Below are 21,618 nucleotides of genomic sequence, written 5' to 3'. Positions count from 1 at the left end.
AACCGGTCCACTCAGCGCTCGGCCACGCCGGCCAGGAAGTCTCGCTGGGCCCTGGCCGCGACCGGGACGGCGAACTCGGCCACCACCTTCTCGCGACCCGCCGTTCCCCAGGACACACCGAGCGCCGGGTCGAGGGCGAGCTCGCGCAGGGCCTCGGCCACGGCGTCGGCCCGGCCCGCGGGGAGCACGCGTCCGCTGACCCGGTCGGTCACCAGCTCGGGGATGCCGGCGATGGCAGTGGTGACGACGGGGAGCCCGCTGGCCATCGCCTCCATGAGCACCACCGGCAGTCCCTCCTGGAAGGAGGGGAGGACGAACACGTCGGCCCAGCGGTAGAGCTCCGGCAGCTGCTCCTGCCCGACGGGTCCGGTCAGCGCGACCGAGCCCGACAGACCCAGGTCGTCGACCTGCTCCGCGAGCGACCCCGCGAGCTCTCCCCCACCGACGAGACGCGCCTCGACGGGCACACCGTCGCCGACGAGCTGTGCCAGGGCGTCGAGGAGCACGGGCGCGCCCTTCTCGGGCACCAGCCGACCGACGTTGAGGACCCTGAGCGGTCGGCCTGCACCTACGGAGACCACGGGGCGCTCCACGGGCTGGTAACGGTCGATCTCCACACTCATCCGCACCAGGTCGAGGCGTGGCCATACCTCGGGCGGCACCAGCCTCATCAGCTGGCTGCGCGTGAAGTCGCTGATGCACGCGACGCCCGCGGCGTCGAGCACCTTCGCCGCCAGGTCTGCGGCCTCGACTCGCTCGAACTCGGTCGGTCCGTGCACGGTCATGCTCCACCGCCAGCCCGCGCCCGGTCCGTCGACGGCGCGGCCGATCTCGACGACCAGCCTCGCGATGTCGGCGCTGTTGTTGGAGAAGTGCACGTGCAGGTGTCGCAGCCCACGGCGATCGAGCTCGTCGTGCAGGCGCACGGCCTCGGCCCAGTAGAAGAGCTGCCACAGCCGGTGCCGTGCGTAGCGCGGACCCGTCCGGGCGGCGCGGCCCATGCCGCGCAGGGAAGCCAGCGGGTGCGCACGCGTCAGCCGGGCCACGGCCGCCACAACGGCTCGGCGGTCCTCGAGCAGCACCGTGGTCCGGGCCGCCTCCTCACGCATCATCCGGCTCAGCAGCGCCTCGGTGGGCACCGGCCTGACGCTGAAGGTGTCCACCCGCACACCCAGGGCCCGCAGACCTTCGATCTCACGCTCGACGAAGACGTGGGACGGCGCGGGGTACTGACTGACGAGGTACGCGACCTCAGCAGGTCTCGCACCCCCGTCGCCCTCGGAGGATGCCTGGGCCATGGGGACGGGTCTCCTCGAGCTGGTGGTCTCGCGCCGGACTGCCGCTCAGCCTAGAGGACCGCTGATCGGTCCCATCGGCCGCGCTCGCCGACTTCTGAGCAATGACCTCGAAGCACCGCGAGACGCCGTCGGTCTCCCTACGATTTCGCAGGTCACCACCCCCGGCCCCACCCAGGCCGTGCCCGGTCTCCTCCCCCCACCTTCGAAGGAACCCGTCATGTCCCCCCACATGATGGCGCCGCCGCGCGCCCGCAGAGCCGCCGCATCCGCTGTCACGCTGCTGGCCGTCCTGGCTGCCCTGCCAGCCTCCGCCCAGGCCCCGGTCGGCTCCACCGGCCTCACCGGCTCCATGGATGCGCCCGCCACCTCGCCGTCCCTCGAGCAGATCGCCGAGCGCTGCGTGCGCCACCGCACCGGCAAGGCAGAGGTCGAGGGGTGGCGTCCCACCCGCGCCGCACACACGAGGCGGATCGTCGCCAACTGCGGCAGGTGGGCCGCCGACCAGGTGACGGCGCCGGTCAGCGGCACCAGCCCGGCCCCTGTGTCCACCCTTCCCAGCCAGCCCTCGGCCGGCATCTTCGGGCCCCTCAGCGAGTTCCGTCGCGACATCTCGACGGCACCCGTGGCGTCGGACAGTGCCGCCGTCGTGGCGAACGTGGCGTCGCAGGTGGAGCGGTACTACGGCGGCGTGGCCGCCTTCAACGCCTGGCAGTACAACGTGTCGACCTACACGGTCAGCCCCGGACTCCCCCGCGTGGACGTCATCTGGGACAACTGCCAGGGCAAGAGCTACCTGCCCGGCCAGCTCTACGACCCCGCCCGCGGAGCCCACTTCAAGTCGGTGCCCATCCCCGACAACGCAGTGCCGGCGAAGGGCACCGATGCGGAGCTCACCATCTACGACCCCGCCACCGACCAGCTGTGGGAGTTCTGGAAGGCCGCTCGCAAGGCCGACGGCTGGCACGCCTGCTGGGGCGGCCGTATCGACAAGGTCTCGACGAGCCCCGGATACTTCCGCGACGGCATGGGCGTGACGGCCGCCGGGCTGTCAGCCGCCGCCGGCAGCATCCGGATCGCCGAGGCCAAGGCCCGTCGCATCGACCACGCGATGAGCCTGAACGTCATCAACGCCGCCCACTGGTCACAGTGGTCCTACCCTGCACAGCGCAGCGACGGCGCCGAGCCGCTCGGCAAGGCCGGCGTGGTGCGGGAGGGTCAGCGCCTCCGCCTCGATCCCAGGCTCGACCTCAGCCGGCTCTCCCTGCACCCGCTCACGCGCGCCATCGCCGAGGCCGCCCAGAAGTACGGCTTCATCGTCAACGACAAGGGTGGCGCCGTGGCGCTGATCCCGGAGAGCGGCGCGGGCACCGCGGCCGTCACCGGACGCGACCCCTGGAACGACATCCTCGCCGGCACCCCGGGCTACGCCGTGCTGAAGAACTTCCCGTGGCGTCACCTCCAGGCGCTCCCGGTCGACTACGGGAAGCCGTGACCTGAGGTCAGGCCCCGGCGTGGCCGCCCTCCGAGGCGCGTCCACGTCGGGGCTCCGCCTCAGCCCTGCGTCGGTCGAGCAGCACCGCCGCGACCAGCGCGAGAGCCGCACCGAGGACCAGCCCGAGGAGCCCGTAGCGCTGCACCTGCGACGTCGAGTCGTCGCCGGTGACGGCGCCGGGGTTGACCACGACGAGGTCGGCGGCCTCGGAGATGTCGCCGCTGGACAGGTACTGCGCCTCCACGCCGCGTGCCTCGAGGTCGGCCTCGGCCGCCGCGGTCTGGGCGTCGACCACCTGGCCGCGCAGCTGCTGGAGTCGGGCCGGCGAGGATGCCCCCGCCGACCGGGCCCCCGCGAGAGCACGCTGAGCGGCGTCGAGCGCGTCGGAGGCCTCTGCGGAGGCCTGGGCCAGTCGGCGGTACTGCTCGATGAGCCGCGTCGGCGCGCTCGCCGAGGTGTTGTTGACCGTGGTCACCAGGTCCTCGGCGGTGGCCTCCACCGCCTCGAGGGCGGCGTCCCTGTCCGCCGACGCCGCGATGATGCGAATGACGTTGGAGTCGGGGATGGGCGAGCCCGAGATGGCAACGCCGGCGAAACCCGCGCCGCTCACGCCCTGGTCGCTGACGTAACGGGCGTAGTTGGACGCCAGCTCACCGGCGGCCAGCGGGAACCCGGCGATCGCACCGGCGCTGAGATCGCCGTAGCCGACCGCCACCCGCGACTCCGCGGTATAGGTGGCGGACTGGGCGGACCCGGCCAGAGCCCCCAGGCCCGCACCACCCAGAGCCAGCGCCACGGCCAGCGGCCAGTAGCGCAGCAAGGCCTGCACCGGCGTGCGGTAGCTGTGGCTCCCACGGTCCCCACGTCGGTCCGCCGCTGCGTCCATGTCCGTCATCTGCGCCTCGTCCTGGGCCGACCGGCCCCCCTGGTCGTCCGGGCGCTAGCCCGCATCTGCAGGTAGGTTACGCGGTGCGAGGAGACCCGCGACCGCGCCGGTCATCGCCCTGAGACAACTGTGGAGGGCGTCACGTGGTTGGCACCACCGAGCACGAACCGTCGACCTCCGCCGACGTGACAGTGGTGATGCCCGCCATGAACCGGGCCCACCTGATCGGCCGAGCACTCGACAGCATCGCCGCGCAGACGGTGCGCCCCAGCAGCGTGCTCGTCGTCGACGACGCGTCGACCGACGACACCGTGCGCGTGGCGCGGGAGCACGGTGCCAGCGTGCTGGAGCTGGCGGTCAACGGCGGGAGCGGCCCCGCCCGCAACAGGGGGATCGAGGCGGCCACCACCGAGTGGATCGCCTTCCTCGACAGCGATGACACCTGGTTGCCCGACCACCTCGAGACAGTGTTGGCCGAGGCCGGTGACCGGGTCCTGGTCGGCGCTCCAGGACGCAGCAGCGGCGGTCGGATCATCGGCAACGCGTGGGGCGGCGACCTCACGGTCTCCGCGCGTTCGGTGCTCGTGCCGGGAGACCTCATCTGCACCAGCGGGGTGCTGGTGAGGCGCCGGACGCTCCTGGAGGCCGGGCTGTTCAGGCCGTTGCGTCGAGCTCAAGATCTCGACATGTGGATCCGCGTGCTCGAGCTGGGAGACGGCGTCGCCCTCGGGCGACCGGGGTTCACCTACTACCTCCACGAGCAACAGGCCATCCACGACTCCGACCTGATGCGAGACTGCTACGGCCAGATCGTCGACTACTGCCTCACCCGCCCGTGGTTCGGCGCCAAGGACGCCGACCGGGCGTGGGCGCGGTGGCACTGGGACGGACTGCGCGCCGCGGCCGCCGCAGGTGACCGCACCGCTGCAGCGGCCGACGTGCGATGGCTTGCCACCCGACCCCACACCTGGCGGACCGTGGTCGACAAGCTGCGCGAGAGACGACGCAGCCGAGCCGCCGAGTCTTGAGATCTCAGCTGCGTTGGCCGATGACACGAGCCGGCGCGCCGGCCACGACGGCGTAGTCGGGGATCGCGCCGCGCACCACGCTGTTGGCGGCGATCACCACGCCGTCCCCGACCCTGGCGTCGGGGAGCACGACCGCGCCGGCGCCGATCCACACGTCGTCCCCGATGACCACGCCCTGCCCGGACCAGTCCTGACTCACGACAGTCCGTCCAGCGGCGGTGCCGTGATTGGAGCCGACAATCGTCACGTGCTGACTCACCAAGCAGTCGGCACCGATACGAATAGCCGCACCGGCGCACCGAATGTTGTTGAACTCGCCGATGTAGGTCCGTGGTCCGACCGACAGCGACGCGCCAGTGAGTCCTCCTCCGTCGGTCACGAAGATCGAGGTCGGCCCTTGCACGAAGACACCTGCGCCGAGCTCGGTGCGGGCCGGATCGCCTTTGAACAGCACCGCGCCGGCCACTACTGCTGCGGGGTGTGCCCGACGCAGGCGTTCTCGCGGAAGGGTCTCGTCACGGAAGCGGCGAACGAGGTCTTTCCAGGGCATCAGAGCGCTCCTTCTGCCGCATCCAGTTCCGGTGGGCGAGTGCGCGAGGCCCATGCGGGCCTGACCAGCAGCGCTCGCCCCGCGATGCCCCCGATGAGCCAGACAAGGTTGTTGGGCAAGGGGTAGTTGTTGGGGCTGAGCATGGTCGGAAAAAGCCAGATGACGATCCCAGCCAGCGCGAGGACCCGCCAACCCTGCATCTCTGCTGTGCTGGCCGGGGTCATCACCGACCTGATCGGGCCCAGAAGCATGGCCAAGCCCCACAAGGCTGCCCCGATCAGGCCAGTCTCGGCGGCGCGGGCCAGGAAGACGTTGTGCACCTCGATGCCGGTGTTGGTGAGCGGGTAAGTGTCGGCCTGCCTGACGAACTCGGGTGACACAGCCACGAAGCGACCCCAGCCGACACCCTCCAGCGGGTAGGTCTCGATGATGCGACCGGCGGCAGCATTGGTCAGTGCACGGTCGTAGACAGACCGCTCCGTCGTCAGACGCTCCGTGAGCAGCGCCGTCAGGCTGGGGGCCGCGAGCAGCAGCAGCACCAGGAGCGCAGCGAGACCAGCTAGGACGGCTGGGAGCCAACGACGCATGCGAGGCACGGCGAGGCCGACGACGACGACGGCGGCCAGCGTGCCGATCCAGGCGGTGCGGGTCAATGACAACACCACGGTCACGAGACTCAACACCACACACACGACTGCGGCGCGCCGCCACCACCCGCCGCTCTGGAACGCGAGCAGTCCCGCTGCGAAAAGGCACAGGCCCCCGGTCATGCCCATCGGCTCTGAATAGAGGAAAGGGCCGCGAGCGCGGCCGAACTGGATTCCCAGACCAGGATCGAGGATCCAATGTGGCCAGACCAGGGCAGTCGTGCCGCTGATCTCACCGATCGCCGTTATCCCGAGGTAGACCCCCAGCACCACGAGGACCTTGAGCAACAAGGTCCGGCGAGCCGGTGTGGAGAAAATGAGGGCCCCGAGAGCGAACATGAGGAACGGCACGACGACGCGATCGGCGAGGGCGAACGCCTTCACGGTCTCCCGCACACCACCCGTGCTGATCCACGACCACAGGGACCACGCCACGCATGCTCCCATCACCGCGAACACCGCGCGCGGTCGCAATCTCTCGATCGACGGATCGAGGACCACGAGGAGGGCGGCCAGCAGGAAGAGGGGACGGTCCAATCCCAAGGGCAGCCCCAGGAGATAGGCGTTGCCAGCGAACAGGTTGGCTATCAAGCCGGCGAGAAACAGCCAGACGAAAGCAGGGTGACCCTCGCCGCGACGACGGATCCGTCGATCGGAACCTCTCGTCCGGCGCTTCGCGACCTCGGCGCCTTGAACGCTCACACTGCCCCCCACGACGGACCGGCCAGTTCGGGGCGACGATGCCCTTGAAGGGACCGGCGGTGTCCTCCCACAGTAGTCGGGCTTTAACCCTGGACTGCACACGTGTCCAGGCTGGACACTCCGACTATGTCAAGACTCGCACCGTCGTGGGAACTCGCCGAGCGCGGCCCCACCCGACTCGATGAGACCCTGCGCAAGGTGCGGCGCAAGTGGCGCAGGGTCCCGGACCTCGGCTCGCTCCGGGACGCTGGCATGACCATCGGGTCACGTGTGGCTGCCATGAACGGCGTGCACCTCGACCCCGGACGACCGTGGCTGCTCACCATCGGCGACGACGTCGCCTTCTCGCTGGACGTCGTGGTCCTGACGCACGATGCCAGCATGCTGCGACACACCGGTTACGCCCGCATCGCGCCGGTGAGTATCGGGTCGAGGGTCTTCGTCGGGGCGCATGCGGTGATCCTGCCCGGAGTGACCATCGGCGATGACGTGGTCGTCGCCGCTGGAGCGGTCGTGACGAGCGACGTGGCGCCGGGGACCGTGGTGGGCGGCGTACCCGCCCGCCCCCTGGCCACTCTGGCGGACTGGGTCGCCCGGCACCGCGCCTCCATCGACCAAGGCCCGGTGTGGGACCAGGCCGACCTGCCGGCCGGACACCGCTCGCCGCCGCAGCAACAGCGGTCCGTGCTCGACGAATTGATGGTGCACGGAGCCGGCTACATCGGTCGCGATCCCGCACCCTGACCGCGATCCGGTGGGCTGACTGGTGGTTGTGGTCACCCCCGCTTCCCCCGGCCGTGGGCGCTGGGGCAGGGTTGCGATGTCAGGCCACCGCATCGACCCCACCGGGGGGAGGGATTCAGATGACTGCCCCACGTCCCGTGGCCCCAGCCGACCGTGTCGGCGGGTCTCCGCGGGTGATCATCGTCGCTACCAATGCAAGCACTGAGCTGGGGGGCGAGGCCATCCTGCCGTGGCACTACTTCCGTCTGCTGAGGCAGCGGGGGGTGGACGCCCACCTCGTCACCCATGAGCGCAACCGGGACAACCTGCTCACGCAGGCCCCCGGAGAGTCCTCTCGGATCCACTTCACCAAGGACCGGCGCGCGAGCAGGTTCGTGGAGCGTGCCGGGATGCGACTCCCGCGCAACGTGAAGTCGATGACGGTGTGGTTGGTCATGGCGGCCATCACTGCGTTGGACCTCCGGCGCGCAGCACGATCGTTGGCCGCCACCGCTCCGGGGCCCGTGGTCGTGCACGAGCCTGTTCCCGTCTCACCGCGCCAGCCGTCGTTCATGACGTCCATGGGAGCGCCTGTCGTGATCGGCCCGCTCAACGGTGGCATGACGTACCCGCCTGGCTTCCAGGCCCAGGTCAGTCGCTCCGAACGCGTCGTGCGGCGACTGGTCCGATCGGCGGCCGACGTCGCCAACCTGGCGGTGGACGGCAAGCGCCGCGCCGCCGTGATCATGGTCGCCAATCAGCGGACGTCGGATGCCCTGCCGCGTGCGGTCCGCGCTGGCAATGTCGTGCGGATGGTCGAGAACGGCGTCGATCTGACGACGTTCGCCAAGCGCTCCGAGCCGCCGACAGGAGCCCCGACCTTCGCCTTCGTCGGCAGACTGGTCGACTGGAAGCGGGTGGACCTGTTGCTGCGAGCCATGGTCGCCACCCCCCGCCACTATCGGCTCGAGGTCGTCGGCACCGGGACTCTGGACAACCAGTTGATGCGGCTCGCCGCCGAGCTCGGCGTCGCATCGCGGGTCAGATTCCATGGCCAGCTGTCCCAGGACGAGTGCGCCGCAGTGCTGAGGCAGGTCGACGCACTGGTGCTGCCCTCGATCTACGAGTGCGGCGGAGCCGTCGTCCTGGAGGCGATGGCGGTGGGCCTGCCCGTCATAGCGGCCGACTGGGGTGGCCCTGCCAGCTACGTGGTCGCGGGCGAGACCGGCCTGCTCATCGATCCCTCCAGTCCAGCGGCCCTCGAAGCCGGGCTCGCGAGCTCGATGCGCAGCCTCGGGGAGGACCGTGCTCTCGCGTGGCGCATGGGTGCCGAGGGTCGTGCCCGAGTGGAGGCCCACTTCGACTGGGAGCGCAAGATCGATCAGATCGGCGACATCTATCGTCGGGCTGTGCGACCGGCAGCCGCTTCTGACCGCGGTCGGCCAGCGCATGGTTGAGGCGTTCTTGCTGGCTCCGACACGGCATAGAGGGGCGCAGGGTCCGGCCTCCACCGGCCTCGCGGGCGAGACGGCCTCATGATCGACTCCGTGGACGTCAGTGTCGTCATCCCCTGCCACAACGGCGCCCAGACGATCACCCGGCAGCTGGATGCTCTTGCTGCACAACGCACCGCCGCGCGATTCGAGGTCCTGGTGGCCGACAACCGGTCGACCGACGACAGCCGGGCGGTGGTGACCGACCATCCCCTCGGTGCCCGGTTGGTCGACGCACATGCTGCACCGGGTATCAACGTGGCCCGCAACGCCGGCCTCGAGGCGGCTCGTGGCGCCCTCATCCTGTTCTGCGACGCGGACGACGTCGTCCACGCCGGATGGATCGAAGCGTTCTGGACCGCCTACAGCCACGGTGCCCGAGCCATGGGAGGTGCGTTGCGCCGTGTCCGGTCTGACGGAACGGCGACCTGGCAGCGCGAGCTGAACGAGGGGTTGGACTTCCTGCCCTGGCCGACTGGCGCGAACTGCGCGATAGCGCGCAGCGTGTTGGACCAGATCGGAATTTTCGACCCGGAGCTCCGGGGTGGTGGTGATGAGACGGATCTCTTCTGGCGTGCGCAACTCGCCGGACACGAGCTCGTCCTCGTCGATGAAGCGACGATCGACTACCACCAACGACCGACCGCGCGCTCCACCCACCGACAGCGCGTCGCCTTCGGACGCTCGCACGTCCGCCTGTTCCTTCGGTTCCGAGACCGTGGCATGCCCCGGCGCGTCGCGGGCCGGTCGGCGTGGTACCTGGCCTCCACCCTCGCCCGAGGGATCCGCTCCGGCGACCTGCGGACCGCGCGGACGTCGATGGGCGCCCAGGCCAGCATCATCGTGGGCCGGGTACAACAGTCGCTGCGATCGGGAACCTTCTATGTCTGAGCCCACGCCGGGCGCTGCCCCGGAGGTCCAGCTGTGAGTCAGGGACCCGGCCTCGGCCGCAGCGCGATGACGGGTGCTGCCTGGACTGCAGCCCAAGCCTGGAGCGCGCGCGCGATGAGTGCTGCGACGTTCATCGTGCTGGGGCGCACCCTGGCCCCGGAGGACTTCGGCGTGGTGGCGCTCGCCTTCGCGATCATCCTGGTGCTGACGACGATCGGCGACAGCGGGCTCGCCAACTACCTGGTGCGACAGCCGGATCTCGAGGACGACACGATCGACACCGTCTTCTGGGTCGGCCTGGGCCTGGCAGGCGGCCTGGCCGTCGCTCTCGCCCTCGGCGCCGGGTCCGTGGCCAGCCTGTTCGATTCTCCGGCGCTCGCCGACGTCCTGCCTGTTCTCGCGCTAAGCATGGTCGTGACCGCAACAGGGAGTGTGCCGGCGGCGCTCATGCGGCGTGACCTCCGTTTCAAGCCGCTGGCGCTGCGAGGCAGCGCAGCGACCCTGGTGGGCTCGGTGGTCGCGGTGGTCGCCGCGCTCGCGGGTGCGGGCGTCTGGGCGCTCGTGGCGCAGTACGTCGTGGCGGCGGCCGTCAGCACCATCGTCGTCTGGTTCGCCGTGACCTGGCGCCCTCGTGCCGTCGTCCGCCGAGAGCGTGTCCGGGAGATGTTCGCCTTCGGACTCAAGCTGCTGTCGATCGACCTCATGACCCAGTCGCGCGACCGCAGCGAGGACTTCGTGCTCGCGGGCTTGTACTCGACGACGACGCTGGGGTTCTGGACTGTCGCCAGCCGGCTGGTCCGGCTGGTGCAGGAGTCCGGCACTCAGGTGATCAACGCAGTGGCCACACCGACCTTCGCGAAGGTGCAGAGCGACCCAGGGCGGTTGTTCCGCGGCTACGAGCTCGCCATGGCCGCCTCCGGGGTCCTGCTGTTCCCCACGCTGCTGTTCATGGCCGTGACCGCCGAGGACCTCATCCCGTTCGTCTTCGGCGAGCAGTGGGCCACCACCGCGCAGGTCGCCCAAGTGACGGCGGTGACGGCTGCGGTGGGGGTGTTCAGCTACTTCGACCGCTCACTGTGCGTGGCAGTGAACAAACTGCGGGCCGAGATGATCCTGACGGGCTTCATCGTCGCGACCCACGTAGCCGTCGTCATCCTGGTGGCTCCTTTCGGCCTGCGCGAGCTCGCGTGGGCGCTGCTCGTGCGCCAGTGCGTCACCTTCCCTGTCCGGCAGGTGGTGCTCCACCGCGTGGTGGGGGCGCCTTACCACTGCCTCCTGCTCCCGCTGCGGGTGCTGGCAGCCGCCGTTGTCGCGTGCGCGGTGGTGCCGGCGCTGAACCTCGTCCTTGCCGACGGCTACTCCACGTTCCTCACGCTGATCCTCGACGCCGCAATCGTCGCCCTTCTCTACCCCCTCCTGCTCGTGCTGCTGGCCCGTGACGTCCTCGGCGCTGCCCGCGCCGCGCGTCGCGGTCCGACCGCCGCGAGCAGCCGGGCCACCTCCGCCCGATGAACCACCATCCCCTGCTGAAGAAAAGGTGCCGACCACATGCATCCAGCCGCCAGTCCCGCCCCGGGGTCCCCGCGGTCAACCGTCCTCGACTCCCTCAGCTCGACGTTGAGGTCGACGCTCTCCCAGGTCGCCCCGCACAACGCGACGTGGACCTACGTGGACTACCCGAACTATCTGAACTGCGGCGACGCAGCGCTCTACCTCGGCGCGGCCGCGGCGGCGAAGCACGTGGGCGCTCGCATCGCGCGTGTCCTCGACCGCACGTCGTTCCGACCCGATCTGCTAGGACCTGACGACGCGATCGTGGCCCAGGGCGGCGGGAACTGGGGCGGCCTCTACCCCACGCACCACGCGCTGCGACTGGAGCTGCTGCGACACTCGAAGGGCCGCCCGCTCCTGCAGCTGCCCCAGTCGATCAACTACCGGGACGAGAAGCACCGCGACGAGCTGCGCCGTGCGGTCGCCCAGCACGGCGCGGTCACGCTGCTCGTCCGGGACCAGCCCAGCTTCGACCTCGCGCGTGCTGACTACGACTGCCGGGTGGAGCTCGTCCCTGACACCGCGGTGCTCCTCGGACATCTCGCGCGGTCCGCGCCGCACCGGGCTGTCTCGCTCCAGACCCGCACCGACCAGGAGGCGGGCGGCGATGGCGCCCAGGTCGCGGCATCGCTCTCGACCCGACCGTGGGACTGGCTGGAGGCCGACCCGAGGTCTGCCTCGCGCCGCGCTCTCGCCGCCAGCGAGTTCCTCAACCGGGCTCAGCGCAAGGTCCCCGGGCGGGCCGGGCGGCTTCCTGCGGTCGCCGCCGCGGCGGTGCTGGCCCGAGCCAGCCTCGCCCGAGCCCGGGGCTTGCTGAGCGCAGGTGAGCACGTCATCACCGATCGGCTCCACGGTCACGTCCTGAGCACTCTGTACGGGATCCCCCACGTCGTCGTGAACGACCGGCACGGGAAGATCTCCGGGTTGCGGGACACCTGGACGGCGACGGATCCGCTGCACGAGTTCGCGGCGACGTGGAGCGACGTCGAGTCGGCCTACCGTCGGCTGCAGGAGCGCTTCCCGCAACGACGGTGAGACGAAGCTGCTAGTCGGACCGACGGCGCGAGCCCGTCCAGAACCCTCTGGGGGCCGCGGCGACCAGCTCATCGAAGAACTCGCACGTCTGAGCGCCGATCCGACCCCAGTCCAGGGCTGAGAGATCCGGCCGGGTCTCGTCGCGAGGTGGTTCGACAGCAGCAGCGACGTCGAGTGCCTGCTCCGGACCTCCGTCGAAGAGGTGCACCCAGTCCGCGCCGACGGTGTCGCGCAACTCCTCCATCGGCTCCGACCGCCTGACGACGACCGGCCGCGCGAGAGAGAGCGCCAAAATGGCAGCCCCGGAATTGAGCACGGAGGGACCTGAGTAAGGCAGCACCACGATGTCGGCCGCAGCGTGGAGCAACGGGAGCTCGGCGTCGGGCACGTGACCCAGTCGGAGCACGGTATGTGGTCCGGACGCCGCGAGCAGCTCCTGCCGGAGCTCGTCGTCCTCGACCCGCCCGGCTACGACCAGGCACAGCGTCGGGTCGTTGCGAGACTCCATCCGGTCGATGAGCTCGGGGACCTGCTTGTAGCGGCGAATCTGACCGAGCACCAGGATGATCCGCGACTGGGGCGCCAGTCCCAGGCCGCGCCGAGCCGCAGTCTGGGAGGTCTGCCGTGGGTACAGGTCTCGGTAGTGCCCGTGCACCACGGTGCGCACCTGCTTGCGCGCAAGCCAGCGGTGCTCTCTCTCCAGCGCGCGCGTGGCCGCATCGCTGAGGCTGAGGACGCCCGAGGTCAGCGCACCGAACGCGCGGAGGTAGGCGCCCGTGAGGCGGGGGCGTGTGACGTCGTGCGGATGGAGATTGTGCGCCGTCCAGACGATCTGCGAGCCGCGCAGTCTCGCGAGGCACAGCAGCCCCAAGACCTTCACGACATCCGTCCACGCCGTCGTCCCGGAGGCCGACCACCGCACGAGCTGCTCAGGCCAATGCACGTGGATGACCTCGGGACGCCCTAGGAGTGCGCGGCGACTGAACGGCCGCACGTCGTAGCCATGAGCGCCCACCTGACGGTAGAGCTGCCCGATGTAGGGGTTGCCCTCCTCGACGGTCGTGCAGGGGGCCGCGAGGACGACCCGACGAGCAGACATGGGTGGCACCTTCTTGGTCGTGACGCGTGAGCGCGATGTCGACAGCATAAAGCGCGCCCATCGGCGCCTCAGGGGCAAGGGCCCAGACCTCCGGTCGTCACTCGAGAGCTCCGTAGTCAGGCGGCAGCGCGTGGAGCGAGCGCCACGGGAACCCGGCCATCACCCCGTATCCCGGTGTGTCGCCCCGGGCTGCTGCCCACGCGTCGACGAAGGCCGGGCCGCGCTCCGCGATCACCGACACCGCACCGGCACGGTCGTTGACGATGAACCCGTAGCGCTGGGCGGCGTCGGCCACGAGGCGCGCGATGGGGTGGAGGTCGAGGGTGTCGAGGTCGAGTGCTGGGTCGAGGCGGAAGCGACGACCCTCCTCGATCGCGGCCGGCGCCCCGAGAGGGAGGTTGCCGTCGCTGCGCTGCGCCGGATAGCTGTAGGTCGTGAAATGGGCGGCGTCGACCACGTTCAGGCTGAGCGCGTGGTCGATCCGACCAGCCCGGACCTCTGCGAGTCCGATCGCCCCACCCGTCACCGAGAGCCCGGTCGCAGCGACCCCGGTGTAGCCGGGGAAGAAGCCGGGGCTGGCGCTCACGTCGTCGAGACGACCGCCCCAGCATGCGTGCCAGACGCCGTCCACCCGACGGGCCTTCCACAGCTCCCACAGCTGGTCGGCGGCCGGGTCGTGGACGGTCAGCTCGCCGTCTGCTCCCGCAGCAGGCACCGCGCCCTCGGGCACGGGCACGTCGAGGAAGTGTCCTCCCACCGCCGGATCGGTCAGCTCCGACGGCGTGTAGCCCTTGCCCTGGCAGTCGTCGAAGCTGACGTCGACCCTCGGCTGGCCCGGCGGCACGCGGTAGTAGGCGACGTTGTACTCACCGTCGTTGAAGGCGGCCACGCCGCCATACCTCACCTCAACCTGGGAGGCCAGCTGATCGACGAGCTCCTCGCTGTCGGCGGCCACCGGGGCCTCCCCGACCTGGCGACGCCACTCGCTCCCGGGTCCGAACACGCCCCCTGCTGGCAGCATCTGGGCCGCAGCCCTCGCATCCGGCGCCACGGGGGCGGGGGTGGACCCCTCCGGGGACGAGGGCGTGTCCGGGCCCGACATCCCAGGTCCCGACGTCTCAGGTGAGGACGGTCCTCCGGTGGGCGACGAGCAGCCCGCCGCCGCGCTGGCTCCTGCCAGGACCAAGGCGACCAGAGGTGGGAGCACTCGTCGAGAAGGCATCGACTCCACGGTACGCACGGGGTGTTTCGCCCGCGTCACGGCGCGGGCCCGCGGCTCGGAAGAGCAATCGTGCGCACCCTGTGCGCCGGCCTGCCATAGTGACGTGGTGCGACGGCGCCCACCCCAACTCGACGAGGACGACCGGTTCGTGAGGCTGGCGACCCGCGCCGTCGCAGCAGGCACGACGGCCCCCGCACCGCCCACTGGCGCCGAGTGGGCGGCACGAGCGCGTGATGCCGGGGTGCTCCTGCCCTTGACGGTGGCCCTGGGCGACGCAGGACACCCGGTGGCCACCCGCATGCGGCAGCTGCAGCTGCTGACGGCAGCACGCCAGCTCGCGGCCGGGCGGGACCTGCAGTTCCTGGCCACCGCGCTCGACGACGCCGGCCTCCCCTGGGCCCTGCTGAAGGGCCCGGTCCTCGCCGACGTCGTCTTCTCGCGGCCGCGGTCGCGGGAGTTCACCGACCTCGACGTCCTGGTCGCGCCGTTGCAGGTCGATGCCGCGGTGAGGGCGCTCTGCGAGGCGGGGGCGACGCTCATGGAGGTGGACTGGGACCACGTCAACGCTGCCCGCACGGCCGAGCTGGGCCTGACCCTCCCCCACGGCACGGTGCTCGACCTCCACTGGAGTCTCGTGAACCTCGGCCGCACCCGTGACGCCTACCGGCTGTCGACCCGCGACCTGCTGGACCGCCGCGTAACTCGGACGGTTGCTGCGTCGGAGGTCGCGACGTTGGACGACCTCGACATGGTGCTCCACACGGCGCTCCACGCGTGCCTGTCCGGGGGGCACCAGCTGCGGTGGCTGCTCGACGTGCAGCAGTGCCTCCGCTGGATCGACCGCACGCCGCAGGATCTCGCAGTGCGGGCGCACCACCACGGGGTGACCGTGGCGGTCCGGGCGGTCCTCGACAACGTGGTGACCCAGCTGGATCCCACCTGCTCGCCCTGGGCCGACGCACTCGCACCCGGCACGGCGTGGAACGCCCTGCTGCGGCGGATCAGTCGCCGGAGCCCTCCATCCGCCCCCTCCGTCTCCTCCCGCACGGCCCGGTCCTGGTACGCCGCGACCCGCCCGACCACCGCAGCATCGGCGCACGCGTTGGCACGCACGGCGAGGCTCTCACTCCTCCACCTGAGGCGTCCGTGGCCCGCCGGCACCCCTCGGGCGGCCTCGCTCGACGACGCCGGCTACGCCCGCTGGGTGGAGGTGGCACGTCAGGAGGCTCTCCACGACGAACACCGTCGCCCTCCTCAGTCCAGGTAGGCCGCTGCTTGCAGCGTGTAGAGCTCGGCGTAGCGGCCCTGCCGGGCCAGCAGCTCGTCGTGCGTCCCGTGCTCGATCACGCGGCCTGCGTCCATCACGTAGATGTGGTCGGCCAGCCGGACGCTCGACCACCGGTGGGAGATCAGCAGTGCCGCCCGCCCCTCCAGCATCCGTCTGACGTCGGAGAACAGCTCGTGCTCGGCTCGGGGGTCGAGCGCCGCCGTCGGCTCGTCGAGGACGATCACGGAGGCGTCGCGGTAGAGCGCACGGGCCAGGGCGACTCGCTGCCACTGGCCCCCGGACAGGTCCGAGCCCTCCGACAGCTCCAGGCCGAGGTGGGTGTCGTAACCCCGTGGCAGCGCCCCGAGCGCCGCGTCGATGCCTGCCCCGATTGCCGCACGCTCCACCCGGGCACGGTCGTGCGGCGCCGCGGTGTCGGCGATCGCCACGTTGTCGGCTGCGCTCAGCTGGTAGCGGACGAAGTCCTGGAAGACCGCCGAGACCCGAGCCCGGAGGTCCTCACGGGCGAGCTCCTCGCCGTCCCAGAGCACCGTGCCGGTGTCGGCCGCATAGAGACCCGCGACGATCTTGGCCAAGGTCGTCTTGCCCGAGCCGTTCTCCCCCACGACCGCCACGACCTGACCGGGCGCCAGGTCGAGGTCGACGTCCTTCACCGCAGGCGTGTCCCGGCTGCCGTAGGTGAAGCTGACCCCGCGCACCGACAGGGCGTCGCGGAGCGGACCGCGTCGACCACGTGAGCTGTCCTGGGGCAGGCCGGCGAGGAAGTCCTCCAGGTCGCGCAGGAACGGCCCCGACTCGACCAGCGTCCCCACGGCGGTGAACACCGCGCTCAGCTGCCCCCCGAGCAGACGAGCAGCGATGGCCGCCGCACCCGCCTCGGCCAGGGACAGGCGCCCGCGGTCGAGGAGGAGCACGATGAGCAGGAGCGCAACCGCGAGTGCGACCGCCGACGCGAGCGTCGAGAGCACCCCGACGCGCTGCCGGAAGCGCACGTGGGACTCCAGCGCACCGAGGTAGGCGACGTCCTCGGCGTCGTGGCGGCCCACCAGGTGGGGTCCTGCGTCGAAGGCCCTGATCTCGGCGGCGAAGGGTCGACCCGTCATCAGCTGCTTGAGGTAGATGCGTCGCCTCAGGCCGGCGTTGACGCCGCTGGCGAAGCGGAACTCCGCACGGCTCGCGATGCGCGAGAAGAGGACCGAGGGCACTCCGGCCGCGATCAGCACGGGGATCAGCAGGGGCTCGATGGCGAGGAGGACCGCCACCATGCCCACGATGCCCACCGCGCTGCCCGCGAGTCCCATGAGGGCCCCGACCACGGTCGTCGGACGCTGGAGCGCGTTGCTCCGCACCCGCTCGAGCCGGTCCGCGAAGGCGGGCGACTCCCAGGTGACGAGGTCGACCGCGACGCAGGCTCGGAGGAGTCGTCGCCAGATGTACTGGCCCACCTTCTCACCGAGCAGGCGCTGCTGCTGCTGCTGGAAGACGCTGATGGAGCTGGCGAGTGCCGTGGTCACGGCCAGGAGAGCAAGCGCGACCACGAGGAGGCGAGGCACACCCCCCTCGTCGGACACGAGTCCGTCGATCGCGAGCTTGCTCGCGAGCACCACGCCCAGGGCGCTCGACGCACCCAGCACCTGGAGCAGGAAGGCTCGCAGGACGCCGCCGCGGTCGGCGGTCCACGCCGTGGCCAGGGCGCGCCCGACCGCTCCGCCGCCGACGGCCGACCTCATGTCCGCCCACCCCGGCGACCTGCGCGACCGCAGACGCCGATCAGCATGCCCCGGAGACCGTCCTGGAGCGACGCCGTCAGCGGCACACCCGGGTGCCACGGGAGCCACAGCTCCACGACCGGGACGCTGCGCACCACCTCTGCCGCCGCCTCGAACTGTCGCCTCAGCAGACCCGGAGCCGAGAGCCCGTCGAGCGCACTACCGGCCGCGAGCACCGGGAGTGCGGCCGCGCCGGGCACGCGGCTCAGCCTCGGTGCCGCCACGTCCGCGGTGAGTCTCGGCAGCACCACGAGCCTCAGCGGCGCGGTCGGCGGCCCCGGCGCGCGGCGGTCCTCCAGGACGTGGCGTCCGTCGGCGGTCACCCCGACGCCGGACGTCTGCACGAGGCGTCCCAGCTCGTCAGCTCGCCCGCGCAGGCGCGAGCCGGTCGTCCCACGGTGCACGGTCACCGTCTGCGAGCCCGCCGGCGGCGGGTCGACGCGCAGGGCGTCGTCGGAGAGCAGGTGTCGCCCTGACCCCGACAGGAGCCGGGCGAGGGAGGACTTCCCCGACCCGCTCGGACCCGCGAACGCGACAGCACCGTCGGCCTCGGGCAGCAGCACCGCGCTGGCGTGCAGCACGGCGTGGCCGGCGAGGGCCGCTGCTGCGACGGCGACGGGTCCGGCGACGAGCACCGAGAGCAGCTCGTCCGACACTCCCGGGGCCGTGCGGAGCTCGGCCCGCGCGGAGCCGGTCCGGAAGGCCACGCTCGCGGCACCGGTGAGACTCAGCACGGCCCCACCCTCGGCGCGCTCGGACAGGACGTGCCGGCGACGTCCCGGCCCCTCGTCCACGGCGGCCAGGAGGACAGGTCCGGGCGCCTCCGGCGGCCCGTCGTGACGCACCAGGTGGAGGTCCGGCGTCCCGTCGTCCGACACCGCCCCGATCGGCACGGGGCTCGTGATCCTCAGGCCGTGCAGCAGGTAGGTGGGATCCGCGCCGGCCGGCTCGGAGTCGGTCACCCGACGTCGAGGACGGCGTAGTGCGGGGACTCGACGTCGAGCGAGCAGCCGTCGACCACGAGCCAGGCGTGGGCCGTGAGCGCACCGGTCTCGTCGCGCCTCACCCCCATCACCAGGGCGGGGGACAGATCACGCAGGAGACGCCCAGCCACCAGGCTCTGCCGCAGGCACGTGCCGCGCCACGGCCATCGCGCCCCCACCAGCCGGGCACCCCGGAGGGCACGACTGACCCGATGGGCAGTCGTCGGCGCCAGCCCAGCGACCGCGGGCGTGGACGGCTCGGCGCCGAGCGCCACGCCGAGCGCGGAGCACACCTCGGGGAGTCGTCGGGTCCTGAGCAGCACCTCGACCACGGCGTAGAGCCCGCAGACGTGAACACCGCGCAGGAGCTTCCGGGCGTAGTTCATCGGCCAGTGGGCCTGGGAGTCGAACCGCTCCGGAAGCCGACAGCCCCGCCACCACGAGGGTGGGCGGGGCTGACGGTCGTCGTGACAGGGATCAACGCACCGCGGGAACGATGGATCCCACGATCGGCACGACGGCGGAGTACTGGTCCGGCTCGAAGCCGACCTTGTTGAGCGACAGCGTGAAGTCGCGGACGTTGCCCAGCTCGGTGATGGTCGGTGCGGTGTAGGTCATGATGGTCCCCCGGTCTCGCCGCGCCACCTGCGCGGTCGGAAGTAAATGTAACAGCAGCCGCTGTCAGCGGAAGAGGCGAAGTGGCGTGTACCACGCGTACGGCATGACCGTCGACCGGCTACGCGCGCGCGCCGGACTGGTCGGCCCCCGCGAGCTGGAGTGGATCCCGCTCGGGCTCGAGCTCGCGACCGGCCCGGCTCCGGCGGAGTCAGGGCTGAGGTGGGAGGACCACCGGGTGGAGCTGCGATCGGCCGGGGTGGCCACGATCGCCGTGCACCGGGAGCAGAGCGGGGACTCGGGTGTCCGTGCCTCCATCATGGCTCCGTCACCCGTGAGCGAGGCCGAGGTGCACCATCCCTATCTCGCCTTCATCGCCGGCGTCGCGTCTCGGTGGATGGGCCGCACCACGCTGCACGGGGCCGCGGTCGTGCTCGGTGGCCGGTCCTGGGTGCTCACCGGCGGACCCGGGAGCGGGAAGAGCTCGCTCGCTGCGGCCCTCGACCGGTGCGGACACGCCGTGCAGAGCGACGATCTCGCCGTGATCGAGGCAGGGACGGTGTTCGCGGGCCCCCGAGGGGCCGACCTGCGCGACGACAGCGCCGCGACGATGGGCCGCGGAGAGCTCGTGCGACGCGGCGAGGAGGCCCGGTGGCGCACCGTCCTCTCCCCCGCTCCCCACGAGGCCCCCTTGGGGGGTCTCGTCGAGCTGCGGTGGGGTGATCGGCTGCTCGCCGAGAAGGTGCCGTTGTCCCGACGCCTCGACGTCCTGGCCCGCGCCGAGGGCTTCGGACGCGGACCGAGCCGGGACAGCAGCTTCCTGGAGCTGCTCTCCCGACCGGTCTGGACCCTCACCCGACCCCGTCGCTGGGACTCGACCGACGAGGCTGTCGACGTGCTGGACGGCCTGGCGTCAGGCGGGTGAGCGGTCCTCGTCGAGCCACGCCTGCTGCACGAGCCCCATCGAGCAGTACGGCGGCGACGGGCTGAGCCATGCCCGGTGCAGCGCCTCGGCGTCCACCAGCCCGTCGAGGTCGCGACGGAGCCGATCCGGCGACCACGCCTCGACGAAGGCCCTGAAGTCCGGCCCCCAGACGGTGCCTCCGAAGCTGGCCTTCGAGACACGCGAGAGGACGTCGGGCGGCAGGAGGTCGCTCGCCAGCAGCTCCATCGACCCGGTGCGACTCACCGGGCCGGCCCACCCCACCTCGCGGGCGAAGGTGTCGACGAAGGCCGGGTCTGCGAGCGGGCTGACGATGGCGCAGCCGTAGAGGTCCCCCACGGAGCCGAGCGCACGAGCGCCGAGCGCGACCGCTCGGGACCGGGCCCACCGAGCCGCCTCCCAGTCCCACCGCAGCCGAGGCCTCGCGTCGTCGGTGGCCAGCCGGCGGGACACCTCACGCTCTGCCGACGGGGTCAACCACGGCGCGAAGGGGAAGCCGGCGCGCGCCTTCCACGCGCGCCGCACGCGCAGTGGGGCGGCGGCAAGACCCAGCGGGAGCACGTCGCGCGGCCTGGGGCGCACCCTCCCGGTGACGACGGCCGCCGCTCGCGAGCCCGGGGTCCCGAGGACCTCGTCGCCCCCGACGCCGGTGAGCACGACGCCCCCCGCGACGGCTTCCGCGATCGTCAGGTGCAGGTAGGAGTTGGGCGGCAGGGACACACCTCCCGACGCGATCAGCTGGGTCGACCTCTGGCCCAGGACGTCCATGGAGTCGGCCACGTCGATCCTCACCCAGTCCGTGACACCGAGGTGGCGGATCACCCGCTCCTGCCAGCGGTCCTCCCGGGACTCCGCCGAGGGGTGCCTGTTGGTGACCGCGATCGGCATCGGCAGACCCTCACGCCGGGCCACGCGGCACGCCACGGCCAGGATCAGCGAGGAGTCGCGACCGCCCGAGAAGCTGACCGCCAAGCGCCTCCCGTCGACCGCGCGGTCCAGCACCAGACGCTCGAGCACGTCGCGCGCCGAGCGCCCGTGGGCACGGGGTGGAGGACAACGACGCCCGTCGTCGGGCTCGAGCGCGATGCCCGCCGCCAGCTCCAGAGGCTCCAGCGACAGCGGCATCAGTGGGTGGAGACCTCGAGCAGACCTCGGCCGACGGCGTCCTGCACGAACGCCGAGGCGTCGGCGGCGGCCGTGGCGCCGTCGATGGCGAACGCGTCGACCAGCGCCGACGCCAGTCCGTCCACCGTCGCGCCGTGCTGGGCACCGACCACCGCCGTCCACAGGACGGAGGCAGAACCGTTGAGGGCCGAGTAGGTCGACGAGGCGAGGTCGAGGATGACCATCTCGTCGTCCACCTTCTGCCAGCTCACCGAGTCACGCGCACGGTACCGATCTGC

The 21,618-nt window shown here is 71.5% G+C and carries 21 protein-coding genes; 9 read left to right on the top strand and 12 right to left on the bottom strand.

What is annotated here, in order from left to right:
- Positions 1-11: 11 nt before the first annotated feature.
- Entirely contained in the window at positions 12-1,298 is a 1,287-nt protein-coding gene (locus ASF50_RS02770; protein ID WP_056903413.1) for a glycosyltransferase family 4 protein, read from the bottom strand.
- Positions 1,299-1,515: 217 nt separating this feature from the next.
- Between ASF50_RS02770 and ASF50_RS02765 the strand changes: the two genes are divergently transcribed.
- Positions 1,516-2,790, top strand: a complete 1,275-nt coding sequence (locus ASF50_RS02765) for a hypothetical protein (RefSeq protein WP_156718048.1) — start codon at positions 1,516-1,518, stop codon at positions 2,788-2,790.
- Positions 2,791-2,797: 7 nt separating this feature from the next.
- Here the strand turns inward: ASF50_RS02765 and ASF50_RS02760 are convergent, their stop codons facing one another.
- Positions 2,798-3,619: a hypothetical protein gene (locus ASF50_RS02760; protein WP_056903411.1), complete on the bottom strand. Its 822-nt coding sequence runs from the start codon at positions 3,617-3,619 to the stop codon at positions 2,798-2,800.
- Positions 3,620-3,819: 200 nt separating this feature from the next.
- Here ASF50_RS02760 and ASF50_RS02755 point away from each other — a divergent pair, with 200 nt between their 5' ends.
- Positions 3,820-4,704, top strand: coding sequence for a glycosyltransferase family 2 protein (locus ASF50_RS02755; protein WP_056903410.1), 885 nt, complete (start codon positions 3,820-3,822; stop codon positions 4,702-4,704).
- Between the two features lie 4 nt (positions 4,705-4,708).
- Here ASF50_RS02755 and ASF50_RS02750 read toward each other — a convergent pair whose 3' ends face one another.
- Together ASF50_RS02750 and ASF50_RS02745 are read right to left on the bottom strand one after the other, a co-directional pair.
- Positions 4,709-5,254 carry an acyltransferase gene (locus ASF50_RS02750; protein ID WP_056903409.1) on the bottom strand — a complete coding sequence of 182 codons (546 nt, stop codon included), beginning with the start codon at positions 5,252-5,254 and terminating at the stop codon, positions 4,709-4,711.
- Entirely contained in the window at positions 5,254-6,603 is a 1,350-nt protein-coding gene (locus tag ASF50_RS02745; RefSeq protein WP_156718047.1) for an O-antigen ligase family protein, read from the bottom strand. Before ASF50_RS02745 ends, ASF50_RS02750 begins: the two co-directional genes overlap by 1 nt.
- Positions 6,604-6,729: 126 nt before the next feature.
- Between ASF50_RS02745 and ASF50_RS20005 the strand changes: the two genes are divergently transcribed.
- From ASF50_RS20005 to ASF50_RS02720, 5 genes are all read left to right on the top strand, one after another.
- Positions 6,730-7,347 (top strand): acyltransferase, encoded by a 618-nt coding sequence (locus tag ASF50_RS20005; protein WP_082502687.1) that lies wholly within the window; start codon positions 6,730-6,732, stop codon positions 7,345-7,347.
- 173 nt (positions 7,348-7,520) lie between these two features.
- Complete coding sequence (locus tag ASF50_RS02735) at positions 7,521-8,783, top strand: glycosyltransferase family 4 protein (RefSeq protein ID WP_056903406.1); 1,263 nt, start codon at positions 7,521-7,523, stop codon at positions 8,781-8,783.
- A 78-nt stretch (positions 8,784-8,861) separates the two neighbouring features.
- Positions 8,862-9,710, top strand: a complete 849-nt coding sequence (locus ASF50_RS02730; RefSeq protein ID WP_056903405.1) for a glycosyltransferase family 2 protein — start codon at positions 8,862-8,864, stop codon at positions 9,708-9,710.
- A 66-nt stretch (positions 9,711-9,776) separates the two neighbouring features.
- The gene (locus tag ASF50_RS02725; protein ID WP_268778350.1) at positions 9,777-11,222 is read left to right on the top strand and encodes an oligosaccharide flippase family protein; all 1,446 of its coding nucleotides are present in this window, start codon (positions 9,777-9,779) and stop codon (positions 11,220-11,222) included.
- Between the two features lie 156 nt (positions 11,223-11,378).
- Positions 11,379-12,296: a polysaccharide pyruvyl transferase family protein gene (locus ASF50_RS02720; protein ID WP_162242357.1), complete on the top strand. Its 918-nt coding sequence runs from the start codon at positions 11,379-11,381 to the stop codon at positions 12,294-12,296.
- 10 nt (positions 12,297-12,306) lie between these two features.
- Here the strand turns inward: ASF50_RS02720 and ASF50_RS02715 are convergent, their stop codons facing one another.
- On the bottom strand, positions 12,307-13,395 hold the full coding sequence (locus tag ASF50_RS02715; RefSeq protein ID WP_056903402.1) for a glycosyltransferase: 1,089 nt from the start codon (positions 13,393-13,395) through the stop codon (positions 12,307-12,309).
- A gap of 97 nt (positions 13,396-13,492) precedes the next feature.
- The gene (locus ASF50_RS02710; protein ID WP_056903401.1) at positions 13,493-14,398 is read right to left on the bottom strand and encodes a hypothetical protein; all 906 of its coding nucleotides are present in this window, start codon (positions 14,396-14,398) and stop codon (positions 13,493-13,495) included.
- A 460-nt stretch (positions 14,399-14,858) separates the two neighbouring features.
- Between ASF50_RS02710 and ASF50_RS02705 the strand changes: the two genes are divergently transcribed.
- A complete protein-coding gene (locus ASF50_RS02705) occupies positions 14,859-15,884 on the top strand; it encodes a nucleotidyltransferase family protein (protein ID WP_056903400.1) in 1,026 nt (341 codons plus the stop codon).
- Here ASF50_RS02705 and ASF50_RS02700 read toward each other — a convergent pair.
- The 4 genes from ASF50_RS02700 to ASF50_RS18755 form a co-directional block, all read right to left on the bottom strand.
- Positions 15,872-17,635, bottom strand: coding sequence for an ABC transporter ATP-binding protein (locus ASF50_RS02700; protein ID WP_056903399.1), 1,764 nt, complete (start codon positions 17,633-17,635; stop codon positions 15,872-15,874). The two genes, ASF50_RS02705 and ASF50_RS02700, sit on opposite strands and share 13 nt — an antisense overlap.
- Positions 17,632-18,408 (bottom strand): hypothetical protein, encoded by a 777-nt coding sequence (locus ASF50_RS02695; protein ID WP_156718046.1) that lies wholly within the window; start codon positions 18,406-18,408, stop codon positions 17,632-17,634. The genes ASF50_RS02700 and ASF50_RS02695 overlap by 4 nt, the downstream gene beginning before the upstream one ends.
- Positions 18,409-18,632: 224 nt before the next feature.
- Entirely contained in the window at positions 18,633-19,043 is a 411-nt protein-coding gene (locus ASF50_RS02690; protein WP_056903397.1) for a lasso peptide biosynthesis B2 protein, read from the bottom strand.
- A 91-nt stretch (positions 19,044-19,134) separates the two neighbouring features.
- The gene (locus ASF50_RS18755; RefSeq protein ID WP_156718045.1) at positions 19,135-19,275 is read right to left on the bottom strand and encodes a hypothetical protein; all 141 of its coding nucleotides are present in this window, start codon (positions 19,273-19,275) and stop codon (positions 19,135-19,137) included.
- An 85-nt stretch (positions 19,276-19,360) separates the two neighbouring features.
- On the opposite strand from ASF50_RS18755, the gene ASF50_RS02685 reads away from it, so the two are divergent.
- Positions 19,361-20,197 (top strand): hypothetical protein, encoded by an 837-nt coding sequence (locus ASF50_RS02685; RefSeq protein WP_056903396.1) that lies wholly within the window; start codon positions 19,361-19,363, stop codon positions 20,195-20,197.
- On the opposite strand, the gene ASF50_RS02680 is transcribed toward ASF50_RS02685, so the two are convergent.
- Both ASF50_RS02680 and ASF50_RS02675 read right to left on the bottom strand, forming a co-directional pair.
- Positions 20,186-21,340 (bottom strand): asparagine synthase-related protein, encoded by a 1,155-nt coding sequence (locus tag ASF50_RS02680; protein ID WP_056903395.1) that lies wholly within the window; start codon positions 21,338-21,340, stop codon positions 20,186-20,188. The two genes, ASF50_RS02685 and ASF50_RS02680, sit on opposite strands and share 12 nt — an antisense overlap.
- Positions 21,340-21,591, bottom strand: a complete 252-nt coding sequence (locus tag ASF50_RS02675; protein ID WP_056903394.1) for a PqqD family peptide modification chaperone — start codon at positions 21,589-21,591, stop codon at positions 21,340-21,342. Before ASF50_RS02675 ends, ASF50_RS02680 begins: the two co-directional genes overlap by 1 nt.
- Between the last annotated feature and the right edge of the window lie 27 nt (positions 21,592-21,618).

Source organism: Nocardioides sp. Leaf307 (assembly GCF_001423135.1).
GTDB lineage: Bacteria > Actinomycetota > Actinomycetes > Propionibacteriales > Nocardioidaceae > Nocardioides > Nocardioides kribbensis.
Note: the sequence above shows the minus strand (reverse complement) of the source record. Positions and strands in the feature narration are given on the sequence as shown.

Bases quoted from the DNA above. Each gene is read 5' to 3' on its own strand.
- ASF50_RS02770 (WP_056903413.1), bottom strand. From the start codon at position 1,298: ATGGCCCAGGCATCCTCCGAGGGCGACGGGGGTGCGAGACCTGCTGAG.
- ASF50_RS02765 (WP_156718048.1), top strand. From the start codon at position 1,516: ATGTCCCCCCACATGATGGCGCCGCCGCGCGCCCGCAGAGCCGCCGCA.
- ASF50_RS02750 (WP_056903409.1), bottom strand. From the start codon at position 5,254: ATGCCCTGGAAAGACCTCGTTCGCCGCTTCCGTGACGAGACCCTTCCG.
- ASF50_RS20005 (WP_082502687.1), top strand. From the start codon at position 6,730: ATGTCAAGACTCGCACCGTCGTGGGAACTCGCCGAGCGCGGCCCCACC.
- ASF50_RS02730 (WP_056903405.1), top strand. From the start codon at position 8,862: ATGATCGACTCCGTGGACGTCAGTGTCGTCATCCCCTGCCACAACGGC.
- ASF50_RS02725 (WP_268778350.1), top strand. From the start codon at position 9,777: ATGACGGGTGCTGCCTGGACTGCAGCCCAAGCCTGGAGCGCGCGCGCG.
- ASF50_RS02715 (WP_056903402.1), bottom strand. From the start codon at position 13,395: ATGTCTGCTCGTCGGGTCGTCCTCGCGGCCCCCTGCACGACCGTCGAG.
- ASF50_RS02700 (WP_056903399.1), bottom strand. From the start codon at position 17,635: ATGAGGTCGGCCGTCGGCGGCGGAGCGGTCGGGCGCGCCCTGGCCACG.
- ASF50_RS02690 (WP_056903397.1), bottom strand. From the start codon at position 19,043: ATGAACTACGCCCGGAAGCTCCTGCGCGGTGTTCACGTCTGCGGGCTC.
- ASF50_RS18755 (WP_156718045.1), bottom strand. From the start codon at position 19,275: ATGACCTACACCGCACCGACCATCACCGAGCTGGGCAACGTCCGCGAC.
- ASF50_RS02680 (WP_056903395.1), bottom strand. From the start codon at position 21,340: ATGCCGCTGTCGCTGGAGCCTCTGGAGCTGGCGGCGGGCATCGCGCTC.